The sequence below is a fragment of the Citrobacter sp. CK181 genome, assembly GCF_030333595.1.
GTDB classification, from domain to species: Bacteria; Pseudomonadota; Gammaproteobacteria; order Enterobacterales; family Enterobacteriaceae; genus Citrobacter_B; species Citrobacter_B koseri.
The window spans coordinates 14,179-36,416 of sequence record NZ_JAOWFN010000015.1 but is presented as its reverse complement, the minus strand read 5'-3'; the positions used below and the strand labels follow the sequence as shown (position 1 = coordinate 36,416).

Below are 22,238 nucleotides of genomic sequence, written 5' to 3'. Positions count from 1 at the left end.
CAACACAACGGGAAACGATAATGAAAAAAACTGCACTTTCTTTGTTGGCGCTGGGATTACTGAGTTCGTTGCCGGGCTATGCGGCAACGCCTGCGCCGGTGCCAGCGGCCATTGCCGGGCATAATGGCCCGGTTCGCATTGCGGTGATCCGCAACCTTGGCTCTGATGACAACACGACCCAGTTCGTTGCGGGCGCGATTCAGGAGGGGAAAAAGCTCGGCTTTAAGGTCAGCACCTTTTTAAGCAATGGCGACGACGCGAAATTCCAGGATTTCGTTAACCAGGCGATCAGCCAGAAGTATGACGGCATTATTCTCTCTCAGGGGCGCGATCCGTACTCCACCGCGCTGGTGAAGAAAGCGGTAGATGCCGGGATCAAAGTGGCGGTGTTTGATACCGCCGTCAACGGTGAGATCCCGGGCGTGACGGTAACTCAGCAGGATGACGCCTCGCTGACCCATCTCTCCTTCGGGCAACTGGTAAAAGATTTCAACGGTAAAGCCAATATTATCAAGCTGTGGGTCGCCGGTTTCCCGCCGATGGAGCGTCGCCAGGCGGCTTATCAGCAAATGCTGAAGGACAATCCGGGGATTAAAGAGCTGGAGTCTATCGGCGCGGTCTCTTCCGACGTGCAGGGCGATACCGCCAACAAAGTGGGCGCGGTGCTGGCGAAATACCCGAAAGGGAAAATCGACGCTATCTGGGGAACCTGGGACGCCTTTAGCCAGGGGGCGTACAAAGCGCTGAAAGAGAACGGCCGCACTGAGATTAAGCTCTACAGCATCGACATCTCCAACCAGGATTTGCAACTGATGCGCGAGGCGGGCAGCCCGTGGAAGGTGAGCGTGGCCGTTGACCCGAAATTGATTGGCGCCACTAACGTGCGGCTGATTGCCAATAAGATTGCCGGTGAACCTACGCCTGCCACTTACGATTTTAAAGCCGCAGCCATTCCGCAGGCGCTGCTGGCAGCGCAGCCGGGGGCGGTTAACGTCGCCTCATTAGGCAAAATCATTCCGGGCTGGGGCCAGACGGAAGACTTTATCGCGCCGTGGTTTGCGACGCTTGAAGCGAAGAATAAATAATGCCCGGTGGCGCTGCGCTTACCGGGCCTACAATGCGCTCCCTGTAGGCCGGATAAGGCGGTTACGCCGCCATCCGGCGTAATGCCCGGTGGCGCTGCGCTTACCGGGCCTACAATGTGCTTCCTGTAGGCCGGATAAGGCGGTTACGCCGCCATCCGGCGCAGAGCCCGGTGGCGCTGCGCTTACCGGGCCTACAATGTGCTCCCTGTAGGCCGGATAAGGCGGTGACGCCGTTTGGCAAAAGGAGATTAAGGTGACTGAATTACCGCGCCCCGACTATAGCCGCAATATGCGGCTGATTGGCCATAGCGACCAGGGCGGTCGCCCGGACGGCGTACAGCTAATGGTACATCGCGGTTTTGCCTATATTGGCCATATGGTGTCGCAGGGGTTTTCGATTGTTGACGTGCGTGACCCGAAAAATCCACGGGCGGCGGGCTATGTGCCTGCACCGCCAGGCACCTGGAACGTGCATTTGCAGGCGCATGACGATCTGCTGCTGGTGATTAACGCCCGCGATTTGTTCGCCGATGCCCGCTTTGCCGATGAAAAGGTCTACTACACGCGGCAGGTCGGTGAGACGGTCAGCGACGTGCAGGACCGGGGCTGGAGCGCAGGGCTGCGCGTGTTTGATATTTCCACGCCGGATAAACCGCGTGAAATCGGTTTTCTCTCCCTGAATGGGATCGGCATTCACCGCATCTGGTACGTCGGCGGACGCTGGGCCTACGTCTCGGCGCTGATCGACGGTTTCACTGACTACATCTTCCTGACTATCGATCTGGCCGATCCGCGTAAGCCAGAGGTGGCCGGGCGCTGGTGGTTGCCAGGGATGAATCAGGCGGCGGGAGAGACGCCAGACTGGCCGGAGGGCAAACGCTATGCGCTGCATCACGCGATTATCGCTGGCGATACCGCCTACGGTAGCTGGCGTGACGGTGGTCTGACGCTGCTGGATGTGCAAGATCGCACGCAGCCGAAACTGATTAGCCATCGCAACTGGAGCCCGCCGTTTGGCGGCGGCACACACACTGCGCTGCCGCTGCCGGACCGCGATCTGCTGGTGGTGCTGGACGAAGCGGTGCTCGACAATCAGGAAGACGGCGAAAAGCTGATCTGGCTGTTTGATATCCGCGAGCCGTCGAATCCGGTGAGCATCGCCACCTTCCCGCAGCCGGATGAGGCTGATTACGTGGCGAAAGGGGCGCACTTCGGGCCGCATAACCTGCACGAAAACCGCCCTGGCAGCTTTATTAGCTCGACGCTGATTTTCGCCACTTACCAGAACGCAGGGGTGCGCGCTTATGATATTTCCAATCCTTATCGTCCGGTAGAGACCGGCGCGCTGGTGCCTGCGGCACCTGAGACGATGATGGATACGCGGCCAAATCGCCCGCAGGTGATCCAGTCCTGCGATGTGTTTGTCGATGCGCGGGAGATTATCTACAGCACGGATTACAACGGCGGGTTATCAGTGATTGAGTATCTGGGGTAAGTATTTGCCGGGTGGCGGCTTCGCCTTACCCGGCCTGCATTCGGATCGTAGGCCCGGTAAGCGCAGCGCCACCGGGCAAACGGCCCGCACTTAGCTGTACTGCCGCACCCGCGCGATCAGCGCTTCCACGCTCTCAATCCGGTCGGCAATCACAATCAGCGCTTTTCCGAGGGTAATGGCATGGCGCAGGCATTCATGGCGCATTTCCGCATCCTGAATGGTATCGATATCCGCTACGTGCGACAGCCCGACGCTGCGGCGAATCAGCTCGGTGCCGCAAAAGCCGATGGCGTCCGCCCAGACTTTTTTCAGAAATTCCGACGCGTAGCCCGGCGCGCGTAGCGCCGCGTCGCGGGTTTTCTCCGTCGCCAGCACCTGAAAACGTTCAGCAAAGGTGTTCCACAGCTCCTGAATATCCGTCAGGCGCTGCTCGCGCGCGGCGGCGGCGTCGCGAATACCCAGATGACCCGGCAGGCCGCAGAAGTTCAGCAGCAGATTGCCGATGGCGGTGCCCACATCAAAGCCTATCGGCCCAAAGTAGCCGAACTCGGCGTCGATGGCTTTCAGGCGACCGTCAGCGACAAAGATCGAGCCGCTGTGGATATCGCCGTGCAGCAGCGCTTCGGCATGGGAGAAGAAACGATGTTTGAGCGCCGCCACCGCCAGCTTAAGCTGAGCATCACTGCGCAACGCGGCGACGTCGCCTTCGATCTCCGCAGGATAGCTGTTGCGCTCGTGGATCTGGTAGGGATCGTTGAAGAACAGATCTTCGGTGATCTCACACATCTCCGGGTTAATAAATGTCGCCACCTGCGCTTTTTTGTCATGCGGGTGGAGATAAAAATCGCTGGTATGAAACAGCGTTTGCGCCAGATATTCGCCGAGCTGGCGTGCCGCCTGCGGATACCAGGCGCCTTTAATCAGTTCGCCGCGCCAGATGTTATGGTCGGAGAGATCTTCCATCACCATCACCGCCAGTTCAGGGTCGAAATGGTGGATTTTCACCGTATGCTGCGGGCAGTGCTGGTAATGCGCCACCAGCGTTTGCGCTTCAAGACGAGCGCGATCCAGCGTCAGCGGCCAGGATTCGCCGACGCAGCGCACGTAAGGCAGCGCCTGTTTGACGACGATGCGGCTTACGCCTGTGGTATCGAAAATCTTAAACACCAGATTAAGGTTGCCGTCGCCCACCTCCTGCGCCTCTACCAGTGTGGATGGATCATCGATGCCGCCAAACGTTCGGGCGTATTCCACGGCATCCTGGGCGGTAAAGGTACGGTATTGCGACATTGCCTGTTCCTCACTCATTTCACTAATAAAGACATGTAGACGTCTATACATCTGTAATTCATCCTGACACAATGTGATACAACAACGCAACAGAGAATTAACGACATGCAGACATTACAGACGACCAGCCTGCGAGTGGCGGATAATCAATTATTTATTCTCGATCAGCAGGCGCTTCCGCAGGAGAAACGCTGGCTGGATGCCTCAACGGTAGAAGCGCTGGTGGGGCATATTCACGCGCTGCGCGTGCGCGGTGCGCCGCTGATTGGTCTTTCCGCCAGTCTGCTACTGGCGCTGCTGGCGGAGTCAGGCCATCGCCGGGATGAACTGGCGATAGCGCTGGAAACGCTGCGCGCTGCGCGCCCGACGGCGGTCAATCTGATGAACAATCTCGATCGCATGAAGCAGGCGCTGAGGCAAGAAGACTTTGTCCCGGCGCTGGCGGCGGAAGCGCTGCGTCTGATCGATGAAGACAAACAACTCTGTGACGATATCGCGCGTGCGGGAAGTGCACTGGTGAAGCCGCGCAGCCGTCTGCTGACCCACTGCAACACCGGCGGGCTGGCGACAGCGGGCACGGGGACGGCGCTGGGGGTGATTGCCCGCGCGTATGCACAGGGCAACGTGCAAAATGTCTGGGTGGATGAAACGCGCCCGTTATTGCAGGGCGGCAGGCTCACCGCCTGGGAACTGGGTGAACTGGGGGTCCCCTATCAACTGATTACCGACTCAATGGCTGCCAGCCTGATGGCGAAAGGGCTGGTGGACGCGGTGTGGGTAGGGGCCGATCGTATCGCCGCAAATGGCGATGTGGCGAATAAAATCGGCACCTATTCGCTGGCGGTGCTGGCGAAATTCCACGGTATTCCGTTTTACGTTGCCGCGCCGCAAACCACGCTGGACCCCCACTGCCCGAATGGCGACGCGATCCCGATTGAGCAGCGCGCAGCAGGAGAAGTCACCGGCGTGGCGGGCAGTTTTGGCGCGGTACAGTGGGCGCCGGAAAATGCGCAGGTCTATAACCCGGCGTTTGACGTGACGCCAGCAGCGCTGATTAGCGGCTGGGTGCTGGATAGCGGTGTGGTGACGCCAGAAGACGTGGCGAAGGGGGTTTTCAGGACGGAGGCGGCCTGATGCAGAGCAGGCCTGGCGTACGATAGCGTCGCCCGGCCAGATCGTTAAAGCAGGCGCGGATAGGCATCCGCAATGGCGTCGCCGGTAAACTGCGCCACCCAGCCTTCCGGGTTATCGAAAATACGGATCGCGGTAAAGTTTGGCTCTGAGCCCATATCAAACCAGTGCGGCGTACCGGCGGGCACTGAAATCAGATCGTTTTTCTCACACAGCACCTGGTAAACCTGGTCGCCAATGTGCAGGCAAAACAGTCCTGCGCCTTCAACGAAGAAGCGCACTTCATCTTCGCCGTGGGTGTGTTCATTGAGAAACTTTGCACGCAGCGCCTCTTTTTGTGGATTGTCGGCGCGCAGGCTGATCACATCCCAGCTCTGATAGCCTTTCTCGGCAACCAGCTTATCAATCGCATGTTGATAGGCGGTGAGCACCGTTTCTGGCGCGGGAGCCTGGCCTAAGTCGCGGTCTGCAACCCAGCGTTCGAAGCGGACGCCTTTCGCGTTGAGCTGTTGGGCGATCTCTGCGGCGTCGGTACTGTGCCATTGGGGCTGGCTGGCGTCTTTATCGGAATAAATAGTCAATGCGCTCATGAAAGGATCTGCTCCGGGTTAATGTCGTCGAATTGATGTACCTGGTGGTGGCGGCTGGCGCCATCACCCTCGCCACGAATCAGTTGCAGGGTACGAAGACCTGCCTCTTCAGCGGCGTCCAGCTCCTGATATACATCGGAGAGGAACAGGATTTGCGACGGCGCGACGCCGATATACGACGCGATATTGCGGTATGACTGCGTTTCTCGCTTTGCGCCGATATGGGTATCAAAATAGCCGCTGAACAGATGAGTAATATCACCTTCGTCGCTGTAACCAAATAACAGTTTCTGCGCCGCGACGGAGCCGGAGGAATAAACATAGAGATCAATGCCTTGTGCTTTCCATTTCTCCAGCGCTGGCAGAACGTCCGGGTAGAGATGACCGGTGAAGTCGCCATTGACGTAACCATCGTGCCAGATAATGCCTTGCAGGGCTTTTAGCGCCGTTGATTTGCGATCTTCATCCATAAAGGCGAAAAGCGTTTCGATAAGTTCTGCGGTACTGGCGTCCGGCCGGGCAATCTCGTTGCGCAGATTATCAAGAATTGATTTTACCGGTTCGGCATACTGCCGGGCGGTGACAAACGCCGCCAGCCGCTCGCGCGCATAGGGGAACAGAACATTGTGAACAAAACGGATATCGCTGGTGGTGCCTTCAATATCCGTCACAATCGCGCGAATCATAATCTCTCCAGTTGTCGCAAACACATTTCGCATTCAAATAAAAATTCCAGCCCCTCCAGATGACGGCGGGCCTCCTCCACTGAGCGTCCCCAGCAGGTTAAGCCATGACCGCGCAGAAGAAAACCGTAATTCAGAGAATGCTCTTGCGCGTAATGCGCAATACGTGACGCCAGCGCGTCGATATCCTGGTCGTTGTCGAACACTGGCACGCAGACGGTATCAAGATGGGTGGTCTGCCCGCTAAGCGACTTTTGCATTTCAAAACCGCTGATATATAGCTCCGGCGTTTTAACGATGCGCGAGAGCACCGTGGCGTTGACGGTGTGGACGTGCAACACCGCGTTTGCCTGGGGAAAGAGGCGATAAATCAGGGTATGCAGCCCGGTCTCCGCCGATGGTTTGCGACCGGACGGTGCGTGACTGGTGGCGATTTCCACCTGCAAAAAATCGTCGGTAGTCAGGTTGCCTTTATCTTTTCCCGACTCGCTGAGCCAGCAAAATGCGTCGTTTTGGCGGACAGACATATTGCCGCCAGTGGCAGGAGCCCAGCCTTTTGCCCCTATCCAGCGGCAGGTCTCGACCAGTTGTGTGAGTTGCAGGTTATCTGTCATCTTCCTTTTAGCCTCTCTCGGGGTCAGGAATGGAGTTTTTAGACATCTAAGCGTCTTGATTGCCAAATGCTAACATCGTGTTACGGCAGCAGCAACACAACTCTTCCGGGCAGGAGCAACAACGTTGTCCTGGTGGCAGTGTGACTGGTGGGGGAGGTGGTTGAGTTTGTCAGGAGCGGGAGTTTTGCGTATTGATTGATGCTTTCAATGGAAGCTGTAGGTTTGTCGCCCATAGCAGACCTGATAGCCCTTCGTTCAGGCCGCTTTTTGCCAGGAGGGGACATCCACTACAGGTATTAATCGGCAAGGTGCCGGTGATCCGCTTAAATGTTCAGGGAAGGCAATGCAGGAAGTGCGCGGGTTTTTATCATGTTATTTAACAGACCCAGATACCAGACATAAATCTCCTCCTTGATATTAAGAACATTCGGGGGCGCGGATGGAAAGTGGTTTATTCTCTTTTTCACAGAACAGGAATGTCAGAGCCGGGAAGAGGGGATTAGCGAGAGATTAAAACAGGCAACTCAGGAGTTCAGTAAATGGATACTAAAAAATGGCGCTGTGTTTGCGCCATTTTACCATATTAAGAATTTGTCACTGGCTTGTTCCCAAAGGGATCTCCGGGTCTGGTTGATGAGTAATCCTGTTACGCAGATCCCGACGGATAATTTCGATGGACCAGAACCAGATTAAATGTCCAAAAATCTCGGATACATTCTCATACCATGGAAGGTCAACCAAAGGTGGAGTCAGCCCCATGAGAGGGAAGGAGATCATATGGACGAAAAGCTGTGCCAGCGCACCAGCCAGCAAACCCTGCCAGAGTTTAATTTTGGGGAAAACTTCAGCAACAACACAGTAACCCACTGCGAAGACAATCGAAAAGATGATGTGTGTTACACCAACCCAGTTAAACACATGCCCGGCAAAGGTGTAGACGGCAGCGTTAGGATCAGCAAGCCCCATCCAGTCACGAAGGAAAATATAAGGGGGATTCAGGAAATTGCGGGAACAGTCAATTTGCCCGGCAGCCCTGATTAATGATTCCGGCCCGCATGCAGCAGTGAACATATCAGTCGGACTGCGGGGTGGCAAAGGTACTTCAGCGCCCCATTTAACAAATGCTGATACGATACCAGCGATTAACCCAATAAATGCAGCCAGGCCATAACGCCTGCGGTTTGGTGGAGTTTGTTCAAATATATTCATATTTCATCCGTTGAATTTCATCGTGTTAACATAATCATTTAGTAGTATTCATGAAAACCACCAAATGTAAAGATGTGTATGTGATTGTATGTTCCGTATTTGCGTCAGTAACTGGAAATTCCCAATCGAGTTGCTTTATATGGCGTAACAGGAAGGCTGTGAAAGTGGTGAGAACGGCAAGGTCGTATGCAATCTACAGCAAGATTCTCATCAGTAGAATTAATAGAGCAGCAATCACGTCGCATGGAAGAGCATGGTGCGGACAGCTGGCGTGCGAATATAGAATGGTTGCCAGCCGCCGCGGATTGTATCTGCCCGGCATGATGGATCAATGTGTTTTAAGTATTAATGCCACGTCTTTTTGCTCAGGCTTGTTATAGCTGAAATAGCATGTGCTGAATCATCAAAAAGCCGGGTCAGTACAGGAACCCACTGCCTGTTTTTGTACTCAAGCACCAGATGTTCAGGCAGGTCTTTGCTGACGATGGCAAATGTCCTGAGTTCAGGCGTTGGAACAGGGAGATCGGTGCCTGGCGGGAAATATATTCTTATCCCGGCAATAATCATGTTGTCCATGCTCATAATTCGTTCACCAGCCACATATCGGCTTCTTCAAACATCTCTTCCAGCATTCTGTTTAGCCGCTCTTTTTCGGTCTTTGTGCAGTCGCTGTTTAATGCGTTAGCCTGCATTGGCTTAACTCTCACGTCGGCGTCGGGGAAGATCCGGTGTACGCGCTTTGTCAGCTCGTTAAGAATGATGTTTCTTGCGCCCGGTAAGGGGAATGAAGGGGTTGGTGATGTGGGGTTGGTTGTTTTTTGAACTGCGTGGGGATGGGGAGTAATTCATTCCAAGTGTACGATTTCTCAGTTTTGTAGGAAAATGTGACTTATTACTATACCCATGACAATATTGCTGCCGACGGTATATTCAAAAAAACTAAGGAGGGGGGCGTGCAGAAAAACTTGTTACAACTTTGCTACGAAGGGGAATGTGGCGAAAATTACATTCGTAGTATGAACGAAAAAGGACAACTTTTTGTTTCACTCTCGGACGTTTTGAAGACACTTTCAGCAGAAAACAGAAAGCTTGATGGTAAAACATCCCAAAGCCTTATAACTGTTCTTAAAGCAGTAATTAAGACGCTGGATCCAGATGAATTCAGAAACCTTCCTCTTATTGTAGATGGCGAGACGATTTCTGAAACTTTCCTGACTGAGCCTGGTTTATACAGGGTCCTTGCTCAAGATACGACAGCAGCAGGGAAAAAATTTCAACGCTGGCTCTTTCATAGTGTTCTGCCCTCAATTCGTGAGTTTGGTGTTTATCCGCCTCCTCCTAAGCAGGAACGTTCGGAACTGAGTGCTTTCGCAAATAGTCTTCAGCAAACAGTTCAAGCTTTAGTGATAGAGATTGAAAGGCGCGAAGAACTCGAGAGCCGGGTTAACCAGGTTGAACTAAAAGTTAACTCGTTAGAAAGTTTAAGGGATTTATCAAAATTCAGAAGTGTTCCGCAACGCCTGTTAGAACTTGAGCTTGAGGGATATTCTGTCGAGGAGATTTGGCAGTGGTGTGAGAAACTCCGTAGTGAAACTGGTGCCGAGAAGATTAAATGTCCTTCTGGGATTAATATCAACACCTGCTATCCATTGGCTCTGGTTGATGAAGCAATCACACTGTACCAAAAAGTCATTGAGGCAAGAATTCGGCCTTGAGCTAACGAGAACAAAAAAGCCCGCAGGGCTTGCGCCGTGCGGGCTCTTAGGACTTCATCGGATGACTCTGGTAATCACCGATGGAGAATTTTGGTGGAGCTGGCGGGAGTTGAACCCGCGTCCGAAATTCCTACATCCTCGGTACTACATGCTTAGTCAGTCTTTACATTCGCCTGGCACCTGCGGACGGACACGCCACTACCAAACTAGCCTGATTAGTTTTAACGCTTCAACCCCAGGCAGGGCATCCACGCGATCTCTTTTGGGTTTGACCTCTCTTTGATCCCCGTCTTAAGAGCGGAAGCTAGGGAGAGAGGGCTCAGAGCAGGTTATTAAGCTGCTAAAGCGTAGTTTTCGTCGTTTGCGACTATTTTTTGCGGCTTTTTACGAGGCCAACCGCCCCTCGGCATGCACCTTGGGTTTCGCAAATCCCGTCGAATCCAGAATCAGCCCCAATGTGTTACGTTAAGTATAACAGAGTTGTGACACGTGTGACCAGCCCCCGATTTTCCTTATCTTCAAGGATTTACCGCTCATTTCGCGTGATGGAACGATTTGCTTAAATAGCCAGCAACGAAAGCGGTGTTATCAGGGAACGTTTAGCGGCCTGCATTCTTCATGATGCGGGCTTTATCCAGTTGCCACTCACGCTCTTTCAGGTCTGAGCGTTTATCATGCTGTTTCTTACCTTTTGCAACGCCAATTTTCACTTTGCACCAGGCGTTCTTCCAGTACAGTGAAAGTGCGACGACGGTATAACCTTCACGATTGACGCGTCCGTACAGGGAGTCGAGTTCGCGCTGGTTCAGTAGCAGTTTACGGGTGCGAGTGGGGTCACACACGACGTGCGTTGAGGCGACTGCCATTGGCGTAAAGTTTGCGCCGAACAAGTATGCTTCGCCATCCCTGAGAAGGACATAGCTATCGCTAATATTCGCTTTGCCCGCGCGCAGGGATTTAACTTCCCAACCTTGCAGGGCGAGTCCAGCTTCGAACTCTTCTTCAATAAAGTATTCGTGTCGGGCGCGCTTATTCAACGCAATAGTGGCTGAGCCAGGTTTGTGTGCTTTTTTCTTCGTCATAATGCCGCTCAGTATAGGTAATCTGAAATCGAAAAACACCCCATTTCATCCTGCGGGGGATAAGGCGTTATCTTAGCATGAACCTGCGTAGGCCCTGTTGAGGTATAGCGTTTTTTTTACCTGGGGATAAATGGTATTATTTGTTCGATTTATGTTGATGGAAATTGCTATGCCTCAGATTAGCCGGACCGCTTTAGTCCCTTATAGCGCGGAACAGATGTATAAGTTAGTGAATGATGTTCAGTCCTACCCTCAGTTTTTGCCGGGATGTGTCGGCAGCCGTGTGCTGGAATCGACGCCGGGTCAGATGACGGCGGCCGTGGATGTGTCTAAGGCAGGGATCAGCAAAACATTCACGACACGTAACCAGTTGACGAATAACCAGAGCATCCTGATGCATCTGGTCGATGGCCCTTTCAAAAAGTTGATTGGCGGGTGGAAATTTACGCCGCTCAGCCAGGAAGCGTGCCGCATCGAGTTCCACCTCGATTTTGAGTTCACCAACAAGTTAATTGAACTGGCGTTTGGCCGCGTCTTTAAAGAGCTGGCTTCTAATATGGTGCAGGCGTTCACCGTTCGGGCCAAAGAGGTTTACAGTGTCGGCTAAAATTGTCGTCGAAGTGGCGTATGCGCTGCCCGAGAAACAGTATTTACAGCGTGTGACGTTGCAGGAAGGCGCGACGGTTGAAGAGGCGATTCGTGCTTCCGGTTTGCTGGAACTGCGCACCGATATCGATCTCGCTAAAAACAAAGTCGGTATATATAGCCGCCCGACAAAACTTGCCGACGTGGTTCATGACGGCGATCGGGTAGAGATCTATCGACCGCTGATTGCCGATCCGAAAGAGTTGCGCAGACAGCGAGCGGAGAAATCGGCAAATAAATAATCATGGATGCCTGAACGCTTATCAGGCCTGCATTCTTTCGGCAAAGCGGGTTCAGGTTCGTCAATAATTAAAAAAGGTGCCAATGGCACCTTTTTTAACACCAGAAAACAATCTTACTTGTTGTCGGTCAACGCTGGCTTATTGTCGATGTTGGTCAACACGCCGTTGCTGTTAAAGGTCAGCGTTAAGGTTTGTTGCGTTACGCCTTCATGACCCGGTTGCTGACGGAACACATAGAACCATGTGTTAGTGCCAAAAGGATCGGACATCATCGGTGTACCCAAAGCATAAGCAACCTGCTGTTGCGTCATACCGACGCGCACTTTGGCGACATCGTTAGCGGTCAGATAGTTCCCCTGGTTGATGTCAGGGCGGTAAACCACTCGCTCCAGAGTGGAACAGCCTGCGGTCAACATCAGTAGTACTGCTGCGGCAGCAGTCAGCGTTTTACAGCGCATAGTGATTTGATTCCTTTTCGGGCCCGAGCAGTACGCGGCTCATATGTAATATGCCGATGATAATAGACCTTTCACCACTTTAAAACCTTTTGGTGTCGGGTCTTACGGCGATTTTGTTTTGTACTCAGACCTTAAAGGGTCAAAAAAGTTTACGCAGCCAACAGTTCTTTCGCATTTGCGAGGGTATTACGCGTCACTTCGCTGCCGCCAAGTAAACGAGCCAGCTCCTGTAACCGCGAGCGTTTATCCAGCGACTGCATATGCGTTTCGGTCATGGCGCCGTCCGTTTCTTTGCTGACAAAGAAGTGCTGATGACCACAACCGGCAACTTGCGGAAGGTGGGTGACGCACATTACCTGAGTTGACTCACCTAACTGGCGCAGCAGTTTGCCGACAACGGCCGCAGTAGGGCCGCTGATACCGACATCGACTTCATCGAAAATGAGCGCCGGGGTTTCCATTTTACGGGCAGTGATGACCTGGATTGCCAGCGCGATACGGGACAGTTCGCCCCCGGAAGCGACCTTTGCGATTGGCTGCAATGGCTGACCCGGGTTTGTGGTGACTTTAAACTCTACGCGGTCGGCACCGTCGCTGCTCAGATGATGCTCATCAAATTTTACATCAATAGTGAACCGGCCATGTGGCATCGACAGCGCATGCATGCTTTCGGTGATCAACTGCCCCAGTTCCTGCGCGTCATGCTGACGCTGAGTATGCAGCGCTTTTGCCGTTTCCAGCGCCTGCTGGCGATGTTTGTTCACCGCCAGCGTCAGGGTTTCCAGTGAGTCGGCCTGATCGTCAAGCTGCTGCTGTTCTTCGAGCAGTGACTGATAAAACTGCGGCAGCGCTTCCGGGCTGACGTGATGTTTACGCGCCAGTGAAATCTGCTTAGAAATGCGCTGCTCAAGTTCGAACAGGCGATTGGGGTCTAAATCCAGACGGTCGCAATAGTGACGCAGCTCGTCGCTGGCCTCAGTTATCTGGATTGTGGCCTCCTCCAGCATATCCAGAATGCCAGACAGTTTGCTGTCCATGCCCGTCAGTTCGGTGACTAACTGTTTTGCCGTGTACAGCTGGCTTTGCAGATTGACGTCTTCGCCATCAGCAAGCAACGTCAGCGCATTCTGGCTGGTCGTCAGCAACTGGCCGCTGTTTGCCAGTCGTTTATATTCTTCATCAATTTGCTCAAACTCACCGGGCTGCGGGTTAAATTCGTTCAGTTCTTTCAACTGATATTGCAGCAGCTCCATACGTGCGGCGCGTTCCTGGCTTTGCTGTTGATGATGCGCCAGATCGCGGCAGCTTTGATGCCACAGTTGATAGCGTGAGGACATTTCCTGAATCAGAAGCGCTTCGTTGGCGTAGCCGTCGAGCAGGGATTTTTGATGTTCAGACTTGGTCAGTAGCTGATGCGCATGCTGGCCGTGAATTTGAATGAGCAACTGGCCCAGTTCCCGTAACTGGGAGAGAGGCACGGCGGTGCCGTTGATGAAGCCGCGGGAGCGACCGTCGCTGCTAATGACGCGGCGAAGTAAGCACTCACGCCCTTCTTCCAGTTGGTTTCCTTCCAGCCAGCGCAGCGCTGCTGGCGTATCTTTCAGTGAGAAGCGGGCGCACAGGTCTGCGCGGGTTGCTCCCACCCGCACCATGTCGGCGTCTGCACGGCCACCCAGACACAAGCCGAGCGCATCAATCGCAATAGACTTACCCGCGCCGGTTTCACCGGTAATGACGGTCATTCCGCTCTGGAAATCGATCTCAAGTTCACGAACGATAGCAAAATTGCTGATGGTCAGTTGTGCCAACATAGCTGTTTTCCTGTATGAAAAACCATGACTGTGATTACATACAGTATAAACTGGTTTTTTATACAGTAAAGAGGGCGGCGTTAAATTAGAATAATTTTTTTGACCAGCCTAGTTTTGTGCTTAATGTGTTGAAATAACTGTAATCTTTAGGGTGTATCAGGTTCAGATGGTAGTCACAGCGGCGGATCAATACATCTTCGCCTTCCTGTATGGGCAGGGCAATCTGACTGTCGCAACTGATTTCAAGGTCGCTACGGCGGTGTGAGAAACGCAAACGAATCGTGCTGCTGCCGTTAATGACTAACGGGCGTGCGGATAGGGTGTGCGGGAACATCGGCACCAGCGTGATGGCGTCCAGCGACGGCGTCAGAATGGGGCCGCCCGCCGAGAGTGAATAGGCGGTGGAACCGGTCGGCGTGGAGATGATCAGGCCATCGGAACGCTGAGAAAAGGCGAAGGTTTCGTCGATATACACTTCAAATTCAATCATGTGCGCCACTTTTCCCGGGTGCAGCACGACTTCATTGATGGCGGTACTGATGCGTTTCTGGCAGTTTTGCTGGCAGACCTGAGCTTCCAGTAAAAAGCGTTTCTCGGCGATATAATGGCCTTCCAGTACGTCCGCGAGTTGTTGCAGGGCGTTGTCCGGGTCAAGGTCGGTCAGGAAGCCGAGATTGCCACGGTTAATGCCGATCACTTTGATATCATAGCGCGCCAGCGTGCGCGCCGCGCCGAGCATATTGCCATCCCCGCCGACAACGACGGCGAGATCCGCCAGTTGACCAATTTCCGCCAGCGTGCCGGTTTTTACATTTTTCAGCTGTAATTCGTGGGCGATCTGCTGCTCCACGATGACCTCGTAACCTTTTGTGCATAGCCAGCGGTAGAGCATTTCATGTGTCGTCAGTGCAGTGGGGTGACGTGGATGTCCCACAATGCCAATACACTTGAAATGATTGTTCATTTTCTCGAGGTCCTTGTAGCGAAGATTGATGACAATGTGAGTGCTTCCCTTGAAACCCTGAATCTGATCCCCATAATAAGCGAAGTTAGCGAGATGAATGCGAAAAAAAACGCGGAGAAATTCATGAGTAGTAAAGAACAGAAAACGCCTGAGGGGCAAGCCCCGGAAGAAATTATCATGGATCAGCACGAAGAAGTTGAGGCGGTTGAATCAGACGCTTCTGCTGAGCAGGTGGATCCGCGCGATGAAAAAATTGCGAATCTGGAAGCACAGCTTGCTGAAGCCCAGAATCGCGAACGTGACAGCGTGTTACGTATCAAAGCGGAAATGGAAAACCTGCGCCGTCGTACCGAGCTGGACGTAGAAAAGGCGCATAAGTTCGCGCTGGAAAAATTCGTCAATGAGCTGTTGCCGGTTATCGATAGCCTGGATCGTGCGCTGGAAGTGGCGGATAAAGCGAATCCAGATATGGCGTCAATGGTCGAAGGCATTGAGCTGACGCTGAAATCCATGCTGGATGTCGTGCGTAAGTTCGGCGTAGAGGTGATTGCTGACACCAACGTACCGCTGGATCCGAACGTGCATCAGGCGATTGCGATGGTGGAGTCTGAGGATGTTACCCCGGGTAACGTGCTGGGCATTATGCAGAAAGGCTATACGCTGAACGGTCGTACTATTCGCGCGGCGATGGTGACGGTGGCGAAGGCGAAAGCGTAATTTGCCATCCGTAGCGCCGGGTGGCGGCATTCGCCGTACCCGGCCTACAACATTATTCTGAGATACTCTCCCGCAACGGTTTCACCGGCAAGACTTTAACCTGCTTAATCATATTGTCCTGGACGTCGAGAATATCGATATCGTACTGGCCAATGCGCACGCGCGTTCCGGCGATGGGGATCTCTTCCAGCGCTTCCAGAATCACGCCGTTTACCGTTCGCGCATCGTCTTCCGGCAGGTGCCAGTTAAAGGCTTTGTTGATTTCCCGCACGTTGGCGCTGCCGTCGATAATCACTGAACCGTCATTCTGCGGCGTGACTTCTTCCGCCAGCGTCGGCGACATAGAGGTAGTGAAGTCGCCGACAATCTCTTCCAGAATATCTTCGACCGTCACCAGCCCCTGAATATCCCCGTATTCGTTGACCACCAGCCCGACTTTCTTTTTATTACGCTGAAATTTTACCAGCTGCGTGCTGAGCGGTGTGCCTTCCGGGATGAAGTAGATCTCATCGGCAGCGCGCAGCATGGTCTCTTTAGTGAACTCTTTTTTCTCGGACATTAACCGCCAGGCTTCGCGTACGCGCAGCATGCTGATGGCATCATCCAGCGAGTCGCGGTAAAGCACAATGCGCCCGTGCGGCGAGTGAGAAAGCTGGCGGACGATCGATTTCCAGTCGTCATTGATATCAATGCCGATAATTTCGTTGCGCGGCACCATGATGTCATCCACGCTGACCTTTTCCAGATCCAGCACTGAGAGCAGCATGTCCTGGTTGCGGCGGGAGATTTGCGAGCGGGATTCATTCACGAGCGTGCGCAGTTCGTCTTTACTCAGAGAGCCGCTGATGACGATATCCGTTTTAATGCCCATCATGCGCATCAGCAGCCGGGTAATGGTGTTAAGCAACCAGACCAGCGGCATCATCAGCACCTGCAAAGGCGCCAGCAGAAAACTGCTGGGGTAGGCCACTTTTTCCGGGTACAGCGCGGCGATGGTTTTCGGCAGCACTTCCGCAAATACGAGGACGACAAACGTCAGTACGCCGGTGGCAATCGCCACGCCCGCATCGCCGTACAGACGCATACCGACGATGGTGCCGATGGCTGAGGCGAGAATATTGACCAGGTTATTACCAATCAGAACCAGGCTTATCAGTCGGTCCGGCTTGCGCAGTAGTTTTTCCACGCGCTTTGCCGGACGGTTGCCCTGTTTTGCCAGGTGGCGAAGACGATAGCGGTTCAGCGTCATCATGCCGGTTTCGGAACCGGAAAAATAGGCTGAAATAACCACCATGATGATCAGTGTGACGATCAGCGTGGTAGTGGAGATATGTTCCAGGGGGGGCTCCTTTAAGACTTAGCTTACAAACTGCTGCAATACGCGGCTGCCGAAATAGGCCAGCGTCAGAATGCCTGCGCCCGCGACGTTAAACCATACGACCCGACGTCCGCGCCAGCCTTCGTGGTAATGTCCCCACAACAGAACAATATAGACAAACCATGCCACGATAGAGAGAACGGCTTTGTCGATATTTTCCATGCTGAACAGGTTATGCATGTAAAACAGGCCAGTACACAGCGTGAGCGTCAGCAGCACCACGCCAATCTGCGTGATGTGAAACATTTTGCGCTCAATGCTCATCAGCGGGGGCATTTCATTATTGAACGCCAGCTTTTTGTTTTTGAGCTGATAGTCGATCCATGCCAGCTGCAACGCATACAACGCGGCAATGATCAATGTGGCGTAAGCGAACAGCGACAGGCCGATGTGTATCATCATACCTGGCGTGGCTTCGAGGTGGGTGATGTACTCGTTCGGCATGAACGTGGCGAAGGCCAGGTTAATCAACGCAAAGGCGTAGACAACAGGCAGCAGCAGCCAGCCGCGATTACGTGAAGCGACAATTGTCATGACGGTACAAATCATCAGGCTGACCAGCGAACCGACGTTCAGCAGGCTCAGGTTTTGACCGCTTTCGCCGCCGGGCAGGATTCGGGCTTCCAGCGCAAAAGCATGGCACACCAGCGCGATGACCGCAGAAAGGATAGCCATACGCCGCCAGCCGCTGTTTTTTTGCAGCAAAGCAGGAACGATCAGCGCGAGGCTGATGGAATAGGCGACAAGAGCGAGTAAAGCAAAAACGGGCATAGGAGTGTCGACAGTTGGCCAGTGAGAGAGAAGCAGTATAGCGTTACGTGACCGCTGCTCCAACCGTTGCATAACAACAAAGGCGGCTTCATGTTATACTGCGACAAAATTCTGTATATGTGTCGCGCTAGCGACCAACCGTTTCCACCCCAGGCGAGAGACAATGTTTGATAATTTAACCGATCGTTTGTCGCGCACGCTGCGCAATATCAGTGGCCGTGGACGCCTTACTGAAGACAACGTTAAAGAGACGCTGCGCGAAGTGCGCATGGCGCTGCTGGAGGCTGACGTTGCGCTTCCTGTAGTGCGAGAGTTTATCAATCGCGTAAAAGAGAAAGCGGTTGGTCATGAAGTTAACAAGAGCCTGACGCCGGGGCAGGAGTTCGTCAAGATTGTGCGCAACGAACTGGTTGCGGCGATGGGCGAAGAGAACCAGACCCTGAATCTGGCCGCGCAGCCGCCAGCCGTCGTGCTGATGGCGGGCTTGCAGGGCGCCGGTAAAACCACCAGCGTCGGTAAGCTGGGTAAATTTCTGCGCGAGAAGCACAAGAAGAAAGTGCTGGTCGTCTCTGCCGACGTTTATCGCCCGGCGGCGATCAAACAGCTGGAAACCCTGGCGCAGCAGGTTGACGTCGATTTCTTCCCGTCTGACGTCGGTCAGAAGCCGGTTGATATCGTCAATGCCGCGCTGAAAGAAGCGAAACTCAAATTCTACGACGTGCTGCTGGTGGATACCGCCGGTCGCCTGCACGTCGATGAAGCGATGATGGACGAAATCAAACAGGTCCACGCTTCTATTAATCCGGTAGAGACCCTGTTTGTCGTCGATGCGATGACCGGTCAGGATGCCGCGAATACCGCGAAAGCGTTTAACGAAGCGCTGCCGTTGACCGGCGTGGTGCTGACGAAAGTCGACGGTGACGCCCGTGGCGGTGCCGCGCTCTCTATTCGTCATATCACCGGCAAGCCGATTAAATTCCTCGGCGTTGGCGAGAAAACCGAAGCGCTGGAGCCGTTCCACCCGGATCGTATCGCGTCCCGTATTCTCGGCATGGGCGACGTGCTGTCGCTGATCGAAGATATTGAAAGCAAAGTTGACCGCGCGCAGGCTGAGAAATTAGCCAGCAAACTGAAAAAAGGCGACGGCTTTGATCTGAACGATTTCCTCGAACAGCTCAACCAGATGAAAAACATGGGCGGTATGGCGAGTCTGATGGGCAAGCTGCCGGGCATGGGCCAGATTCCTGACAACGTGAAATCGCAGATGGATGACAAGGTGCTGGTGCGGATGGAGGCGATCATCAACTCGATGACGCTGAAAGAGCGCGCGAAGCCAGAAATCATCAAAGGTTCCCGTAAACGCCGTATCGCAGCCGGTTGTGGCATGCAGGTACAGGACGTTAACCGTCTTCTGAAACAGTTCGACGACATGCAGCGCATGATGAAGAAAATGAAGAAAGGCGGGATGGCGAAGATGATGCGTGGCATGAAAGGGATGATGCCGCCTGGCTTCCCTGGTCGTTAATCAGCCTGGCTTGTTTGCCATTTCGGCACCGGGGTGTGCTCGCCATCCTCACGTACTGCGTGTACGCTCCGGTGACTGCGCGCACGCCGGCACCGAACTGTCTGCACCGCCGACGGCCTTTTATAGCAGAGTTATCAACTGCTGATTGCATTTTCCCCAGAAATCAGTAAAATTTTCGGGCTTTTAATATGACACCCGGGCTCCGTTCCTCGATGGGGCCTGGGTGTTTTATTCACACAAGAGGATGTTATGGTTACTATTCGTTTAGCTCGTCACGGCGCTAAAAAGCGTCCGTTCTACCAGGTTGTTGTTACCGACAGCCGTAATGCACGCAACGGTCGCTTCATTGAGCGCGTTGGCTTCTTCAACCCGATCGCCAGCGAAAAAGAAGAAGGCACCCGCCTGGATCTGGATCGCATCGCTCACTGGGTTGGCCAGGGCGCGACTATTTCTGATCGCGTTGCAGCGCTGATCAAAGCAGCAAACAAAGCAGCTTAATCTGTCACGGTGGTCATGATGAGCAAGCAACTCACTGCGCAAGCGCCCGTTGAACCCATCGTTTTGGGGAAAATGGGGTCGTCTTACGGTATTCGTGGGTGGCTCAGAGTGTTTTCTTCCACCGAAGACGCCGAAAGCATTTTTGACTATCAGCCCTGGTTTATCCAGAAGGCGGGTCAGTGGCAGCAAGTACAGCTGGAAAGCTGGAAGCACCACAATCAGGATCTGATCATCAAGCTGAAAGGCGTTGACGATCGTGATTCGGCGAATCTACTGACCAATTGCGAAATTGTCGTGGATTCCTCGCAGTTGCCAGCGCTGGAAGATGGTTCCTACTACTGGAAAGACCTTATGGGCTGCCAGGTAGTGACCACTGAAGGCTACGATCTCGGTAAAGTCGTCGATATGATGGAAACCGGTTCGAATGACGTCATCGTCATCAAGGCAAACCTGAAAGATGCGTTTGGTATCAAGGAACGTCTTGTGCCGTTCCTCGATGGGCAGGTTATCAAGAAAGTCGATCTCGCTACTCGTACTATCGAAGTAGATTGGGATCCTGGTTTTTAAACCACCGGATAAACGGTAAAAGTCGGCGTTATGGGGATTGGCTTGTGTTTATAGGTATCGTTAGCCTGTTTCCTGAAATGTTCCGCGCAATTACCGATTACGGGGTAACTGGCCGGGCAGTAAAAAATGGCCTGCTGAGCATCCAGAGCTGGAGTCCTCGTGACTTCACGCATGACCGGCACCGTACCGTGGACGATCGTCCTTACGGCGGCGGACCGGGGATGTTAATGATGGTGCAACCCTTGCGGGACGCTATTCATGCAGCAAAAAGCGCGGCGGGTGAAGGCGCTAAGGTGATCTATCTGTCACCTCAGGGACGCAAGCTTGATCAAGCGGGCGTCAGCGAACTGGCAACGAATCAGAAACTGATTCTGGTGTGCGGTCGCTACGAAGGAATAGATGAGCGCGTGATTCAAACCGAAATTGACGAAGAATGGTCAATCGGCGATTACGTACTCAGTGGGGGTGAGTTACCAGCAATGACGCTGATTGACTCCGTTTCCCGGTTCATTCCGGGGGTTCTGGGTCATGAGGCATCGGCAATCGAAGATTCCTTTGCCGACGGATTACTGGACTGTCCACACTATACTCGACCTGAAGTGTTGGAAGGGATGGAAGTACCGGCAGTATTGCTGTCAGGAAACCATGCTGAGATACGTCGCTGGCGTTTGAAACAGTCGCTGGGCCGAACCTGGCTTAGAAGACCTGAACTTCTGGAAAACCTGGCTCTGACTGAAGAGCAAGCAAGGTTGCTGGCGGAGTTCAAAACGGAACACGCACAACAGCAACATAAACATGATGGGCTGGTCTGAGACCCCCAAATATCAGTTTACCCAGGATAAGAGATTAAATTATGAGCAACATTATTAAGCAACTTGAACAAGAGCAGATGAAGCAGGACGTACCTTCCTTCCGTCCGGGTGATACCGTGGAAGTGAAAGTATGGGTTGTTGAAGGTTCCAAAAAACGTCTGCAGGCATTCGAGGGCGTGGTTATCGCTATTCGTAACCGCGGTCTGCACTCTGCATTCACTGTTCGTAAAATTTCCAACGGCGAAGGCGTTGAGCGTGTCTTCCAGACTCACTCTCCGGTAGTTGACAGCATTGCTGTTAAACGTCGTGGTGCCGTTCGTAAAGCTAAACTGTACTACCTGCGTGAGCGTACTGGTAAGGCTGCTCGTATTAAAGAGCGTCTTAACTAAGATATCGCTCAGGCGACATCCTGTAAGAAAGGGCTGGCCAGTTGGCTGGCCCTTTTTTTATCTTCGTGAAGCTCACAACGTTAACCATTAGTTCATAAATCATTTACAATGCCCGTTCGTTACGGGAGGGGCAGTGGTTATCGGTACATTTCGTCAGCCTGCGTATCAACGCAACGCGACATGGCTCGCGATGTTTGCGATCCTGCTGATCGTGGTGGCGCCGCTTATCTCCGTCTCGTTGCAAAAAGATCCCATGAGCGCCATGCCTGGTATGCATCATGACATGAGCATGATGGCTGAACATGTTGGACATCATGGGCAGTCTTCATCAATGCCGATGCCTGTCGATCACGGTGAAGCGTGCGGGTATTGCGTCCTCCTGACCCATGTTCCTGGCCTGATGCTGGCGCTGGTCATCCTGTTGTCCGGGATGCTGCTCAGACAAAAGCTGACGCCGCCACGCCCGGTTGTTAAACACTGGCATTTCTTCCCCTGGCTTTATCCCGATACGCGCGCGCCGCCGCGTTGGTCTGCTGTTTCCTGAATCTAACAATACGTTTGTGCGCA

Annotated in this window: 25 protein-coding genes, 1 other RNA gene and 1 pseudogene; 13 read left to right on the top strand and 14 right to left on the bottom strand. The window is 53.4% G+C overall.

The genetic code is table 11. The annotated features are described in order from the left end of the window. Positions 1 to 20 precede the first annotated feature (20 nt). Complete coding sequence (locus tag OGW17_RS17440) at positions 21 to 1,085, top strand: sugar ABC transporter substrate-binding protein (protein ID WP_060815943.1); 1,065 nt, start codon at positions 21 to 23, stop codon at positions 1,083 to 1,085. A gap of 253 nt (positions 1,086 to 1,338) precedes the next feature. Then, positions 1,339 to 2,580, top strand: a complete 1,242-nt coding sequence (locus OGW17_RS17435) for an LVIVD repeat-containing protein (RefSeq protein WP_071257967.1) — start codon at positions 1,339 to 1,341, stop codon at positions 2,578 to 2,580. Between the two features lie 90 nt (positions 2,581 to 2,670). Here OGW17_RS17435 and mtnK read toward each other — a convergent pair whose 3' ends face one another. Continuing rightward, entirely contained in the window at positions 2,671 to 3,870 is a 1,200-nt protein-coding gene (gene mtnK, locus OGW17_RS17430; RefSeq protein ID WP_024130868.1) for an S-methyl-5-thioribose kinase, read from the bottom strand. A gap of 105 nt (positions 3,871 to 3,975) precedes the next feature. Here mtnK and mtnA point away from each other — a divergent pair, with 105 nt between their 5' ends. Further along, complete coding sequence (mtnA, locus tag OGW17_RS17425; protein ID WP_071257968.1) at positions 3,976 to 5,004, top strand: S-methyl-5-thioribose-1-phosphate isomerase; 1,029 nt, start codon at positions 3,976 to 3,978, stop codon at positions 5,002 to 5,004. 44 nt (positions 5,005 to 5,048) lie between these two features. On the opposite strand, the gene OGW17_RS17420 is transcribed toward mtnA, so the two are convergent. From OGW17_RS17420 to OGW17_RS17395, 6 genes and pseudogenes are all read right to left on the bottom strand, one after another. After that, positions 5,049 to 5,591: a 1,2-dihydroxy-3-keto-5-methylthiopentene dioxygenase gene (locus tag OGW17_RS17420; RefSeq protein ID WP_071257970.1), complete on the bottom strand. Its 543-nt coding sequence runs from the start codon at positions 5,589 to 5,591 to the stop codon at positions 5,049 to 5,051. Beyond that, positions 5,588 to 6,277, bottom strand: a complete 690-nt coding sequence (gene mtnC, locus OGW17_RS17415; protein ID WP_071257972.1) for an acireductone synthase — start codon at positions 6,275 to 6,277, stop codon at positions 5,588 to 5,590. Before mtnC ends, OGW17_RS17420 begins: the two co-directional genes overlap by 4 nt. Beyond that, positions 6,274 to 6,888, bottom strand: a complete 615-nt coding sequence (locus OGW17_RS17410; protein ID WP_286452253.1) for a methylthioribulose 1-phosphate dehydratase — start codon at positions 6,886 to 6,888, stop codon at positions 6,274 to 6,276. The genes mtnC and OGW17_RS17410 overlap by 4 nt, the downstream gene beginning before the upstream one ends. Before the next feature lie 594 nt (positions 6,889 to 7,482). After that, positions 7,483 to 8,097, bottom strand: coding sequence for a YagU family protein (locus tag OGW17_RS17405; protein ID WP_071257976.1), 615 nt, complete (start codon positions 8,095 to 8,097; stop codon positions 7,483 to 7,485). Between the two features lie 345 nt (positions 8,098 to 8,442). Beyond that, positions 8,443 to 8,679: a hypothetical protein gene (locus tag OGW17_RS17400; RefSeq protein WP_071257978.1), complete on the bottom strand. Its 237-nt coding sequence runs from the start codon at positions 8,677 to 8,679 to the stop codon at positions 8,443 to 8,445. After that, positions 8,676 to 8,876, bottom strand: a pseudogene (locus tag OGW17_RS17395) (DinI family protein); the annotation flags it as partial. The pseudogene OGW17_RS17395 and the gene OGW17_RS17400, both read right to left, overlap by 4 nt. A 174-nt stretch (positions 8,877 to 9,050) precedes the next feature. On the opposite strand from OGW17_RS17395, the gene OGW17_RS17390 reads away from it, so the two are divergent. Beyond that, positions 9,051 to 9,812 (top strand): BRO-N domain-containing protein, encoded by a 762-nt coding sequence (locus OGW17_RS17390; RefSeq protein ID WP_049011875.1) that lies wholly within the window; start codon positions 9,051 to 9,053, stop codon positions 9,810 to 9,812. Positions 9,813 to 9,903: 91 nt separating this feature from the next. Here the strand turns inward: OGW17_RS17390 and ssrA are convergent. Next, positions 9,904 to 10,266: a transfer-messenger RNA gene (ssrA, locus tag OGW17_RS17385) on the bottom strand. Between the two features lie 145 nt (positions 10,267 to 10,411). Next, on the bottom strand, positions 10,412 to 10,894 hold the full coding sequence (gene smpB, locus OGW17_RS17380; protein WP_012134708.1) for an SsrA-binding protein SmpB: 483 nt from the start codon (positions 10,892 to 10,894) through the stop codon (positions 10,412 to 10,414). A 169-nt stretch (positions 10,895 to 11,063) separates the two neighbouring features. Between smpB and ratA the strand changes: the two genes are divergently transcribed. Both ratA and OGW17_RS17370 read left to right on the top strand, forming a co-directional pair. Next, positions 11,064 to 11,501: a type II toxin-antitoxin system toxin RatA gene (gene ratA / locus OGW17_RS17375; protein WP_024130854.1), complete on the top strand. Its 438-nt coding sequence runs from the start codon at positions 11,064 to 11,066 to the stop codon at positions 11,499 to 11,501. Next, a complete protein-coding gene (locus OGW17_RS17370) occupies positions 11,491 to 11,781 on the top strand; it encodes an RnfH family protein (RefSeq protein ID WP_012134706.1) in 291 nt (96 codons plus the stop codon). The genes ratA and OGW17_RS17370 overlap by 11 nt, the downstream gene beginning before the upstream one ends. A gap of 113 nt (positions 11,782 to 11,894) precedes the next feature. Here the strand turns inward: OGW17_RS17370 and bamE are convergent, their stop codons facing one another. From bamE to nadK, 3 genes are all read right to left on the bottom strand, one after another. Beyond that, entirely contained in the window at positions 11,895 to 12,239 is a 345-nt protein-coding gene (gene bamE / locus OGW17_RS17365) for an outer membrane protein assembly factor BamE (protein WP_012134705.1), read from the bottom strand. A gap of 149 nt (positions 12,240 to 12,388) precedes the next feature. Then, positions 12,389 to 14,050, bottom strand: coding sequence for a DNA repair protein RecN (recN, locus tag OGW17_RS17360; protein WP_047461871.1), 1,662 nt, complete (start codon positions 14,048 to 14,050; stop codon positions 12,389 to 12,391). Positions 14,051 to 14,135: 85 nt separating this feature from the next. Beyond that, on the bottom strand, positions 14,136 to 15,014 hold the full coding sequence (gene nadK / locus OGW17_RS17355; protein WP_024130853.1) for an NAD(+) kinase: 879 nt from the start codon (positions 15,012 to 15,014) through the stop codon (positions 14,136 to 14,138). Between the two features lie 123 nt (positions 15,015 to 15,137). On the opposite strand from nadK, the gene grpE reads away from it, so the two are divergent. Then, a complete protein-coding gene (grpE, locus tag OGW17_RS17350; protein ID WP_024130852.1) occupies positions 15,138 to 15,731 on the top strand; it encodes a nucleotide exchange factor GrpE in 594 nt (197 codons plus the stop codon). A gap of 52 nt (positions 15,732 to 15,783) precedes the next feature. Here grpE and OGW17_RS17345 read toward each other — a convergent pair whose 3' ends face one another. Both OGW17_RS17345 and OGW17_RS17340 read right to left on the bottom strand, forming a co-directional pair. Continuing rightward, complete coding sequence (locus OGW17_RS17345) at positions 15,784 to 17,070, bottom strand: HlyC/CorC family transporter (RefSeq protein WP_047461874.1); 1,287 nt, start codon at positions 17,068 to 17,070, stop codon at positions 15,784 to 15,786. 18 nt (positions 17,071 to 17,088) lie between these two features. After that, on the bottom strand, positions 17,089 to 17,880 hold the full coding sequence (locus OGW17_RS17340; protein ID WP_012134700.1) for a cytochrome C assembly family protein: 792 nt from the start codon (positions 17,878 to 17,880) through the stop codon (positions 17,089 to 17,091). A 163-nt stretch (positions 17,881 to 18,043) separates the two neighbouring features. Here OGW17_RS17340 and ffh point away from each other — a divergent pair, with 163 nt between their 5' ends. The 6 genes from ffh (at position 18,044) to OGW17_RS17310 (ending at position 22,215) form a co-directional block, all read left to right on the top strand. Further along, a complete protein-coding gene (gene ffh, locus OGW17_RS17335) occupies positions 18,044 to 19,405 on the top strand; it encodes a signal recognition particle protein (protein WP_012134699.1) in 1,362 nt (453 codons plus the stop codon). A gap of 249 nt (positions 19,406 to 19,654) precedes the next feature. Next, a complete protein-coding gene (gene rpsP / locus OGW17_RS17330; RefSeq protein ID WP_012134698.1) occupies positions 19,655 to 19,903 on the top strand; it encodes a 30S ribosomal protein S16 in 249 nt (82 codons plus the stop codon). An 18-nt stretch (positions 19,904 to 19,921) separates the two neighbouring features. Beyond that, complete coding sequence (gene rimM, locus OGW17_RS17325) at positions 19,922 to 20,470, top strand: ribosome maturation factor RimM (RefSeq protein WP_024130851.1); 549 nt, start codon at positions 19,922 to 19,924, stop codon at positions 20,468 to 20,470. A 44-nt stretch (positions 20,471 to 20,514) separates the two neighbouring features. Further along, positions 20,515 to 21,282: a tRNA (guanosine(37)-N1)-methyltransferase TrmD gene (gene trmD, locus OGW17_RS17320; protein ID WP_024130850.1), complete on the top strand. Its 768-nt coding sequence runs from the start codon at positions 20,515 to 20,517 to the stop codon at positions 21,280 to 21,282. A 41-nt stretch (positions 21,283 to 21,323) separates the two neighbouring features. After that, the gene (gene rplS / locus OGW17_RS17315) at positions 21,324 to 21,671 is read left to right on the top strand and encodes a 50S ribosomal protein L19 (RefSeq protein WP_012134695.1); all 348 of its coding nucleotides are present in this window, start codon (positions 21,324 to 21,326) and stop codon (positions 21,669 to 21,671) included. Positions 21,672 to 21,861: 190 nt separating this feature from the next. After that, positions 21,862 to 22,215: a DUF2946 domain-containing protein gene (locus OGW17_RS17310; protein ID WP_071258001.1), complete on the top strand. Its 354-nt coding sequence runs from the start codon at positions 21,862 to 21,864 to the stop codon at positions 22,213 to 22,215. The last annotated feature ends 23 nt before the right edge of the window (positions 22,216 to 22,238 follow it).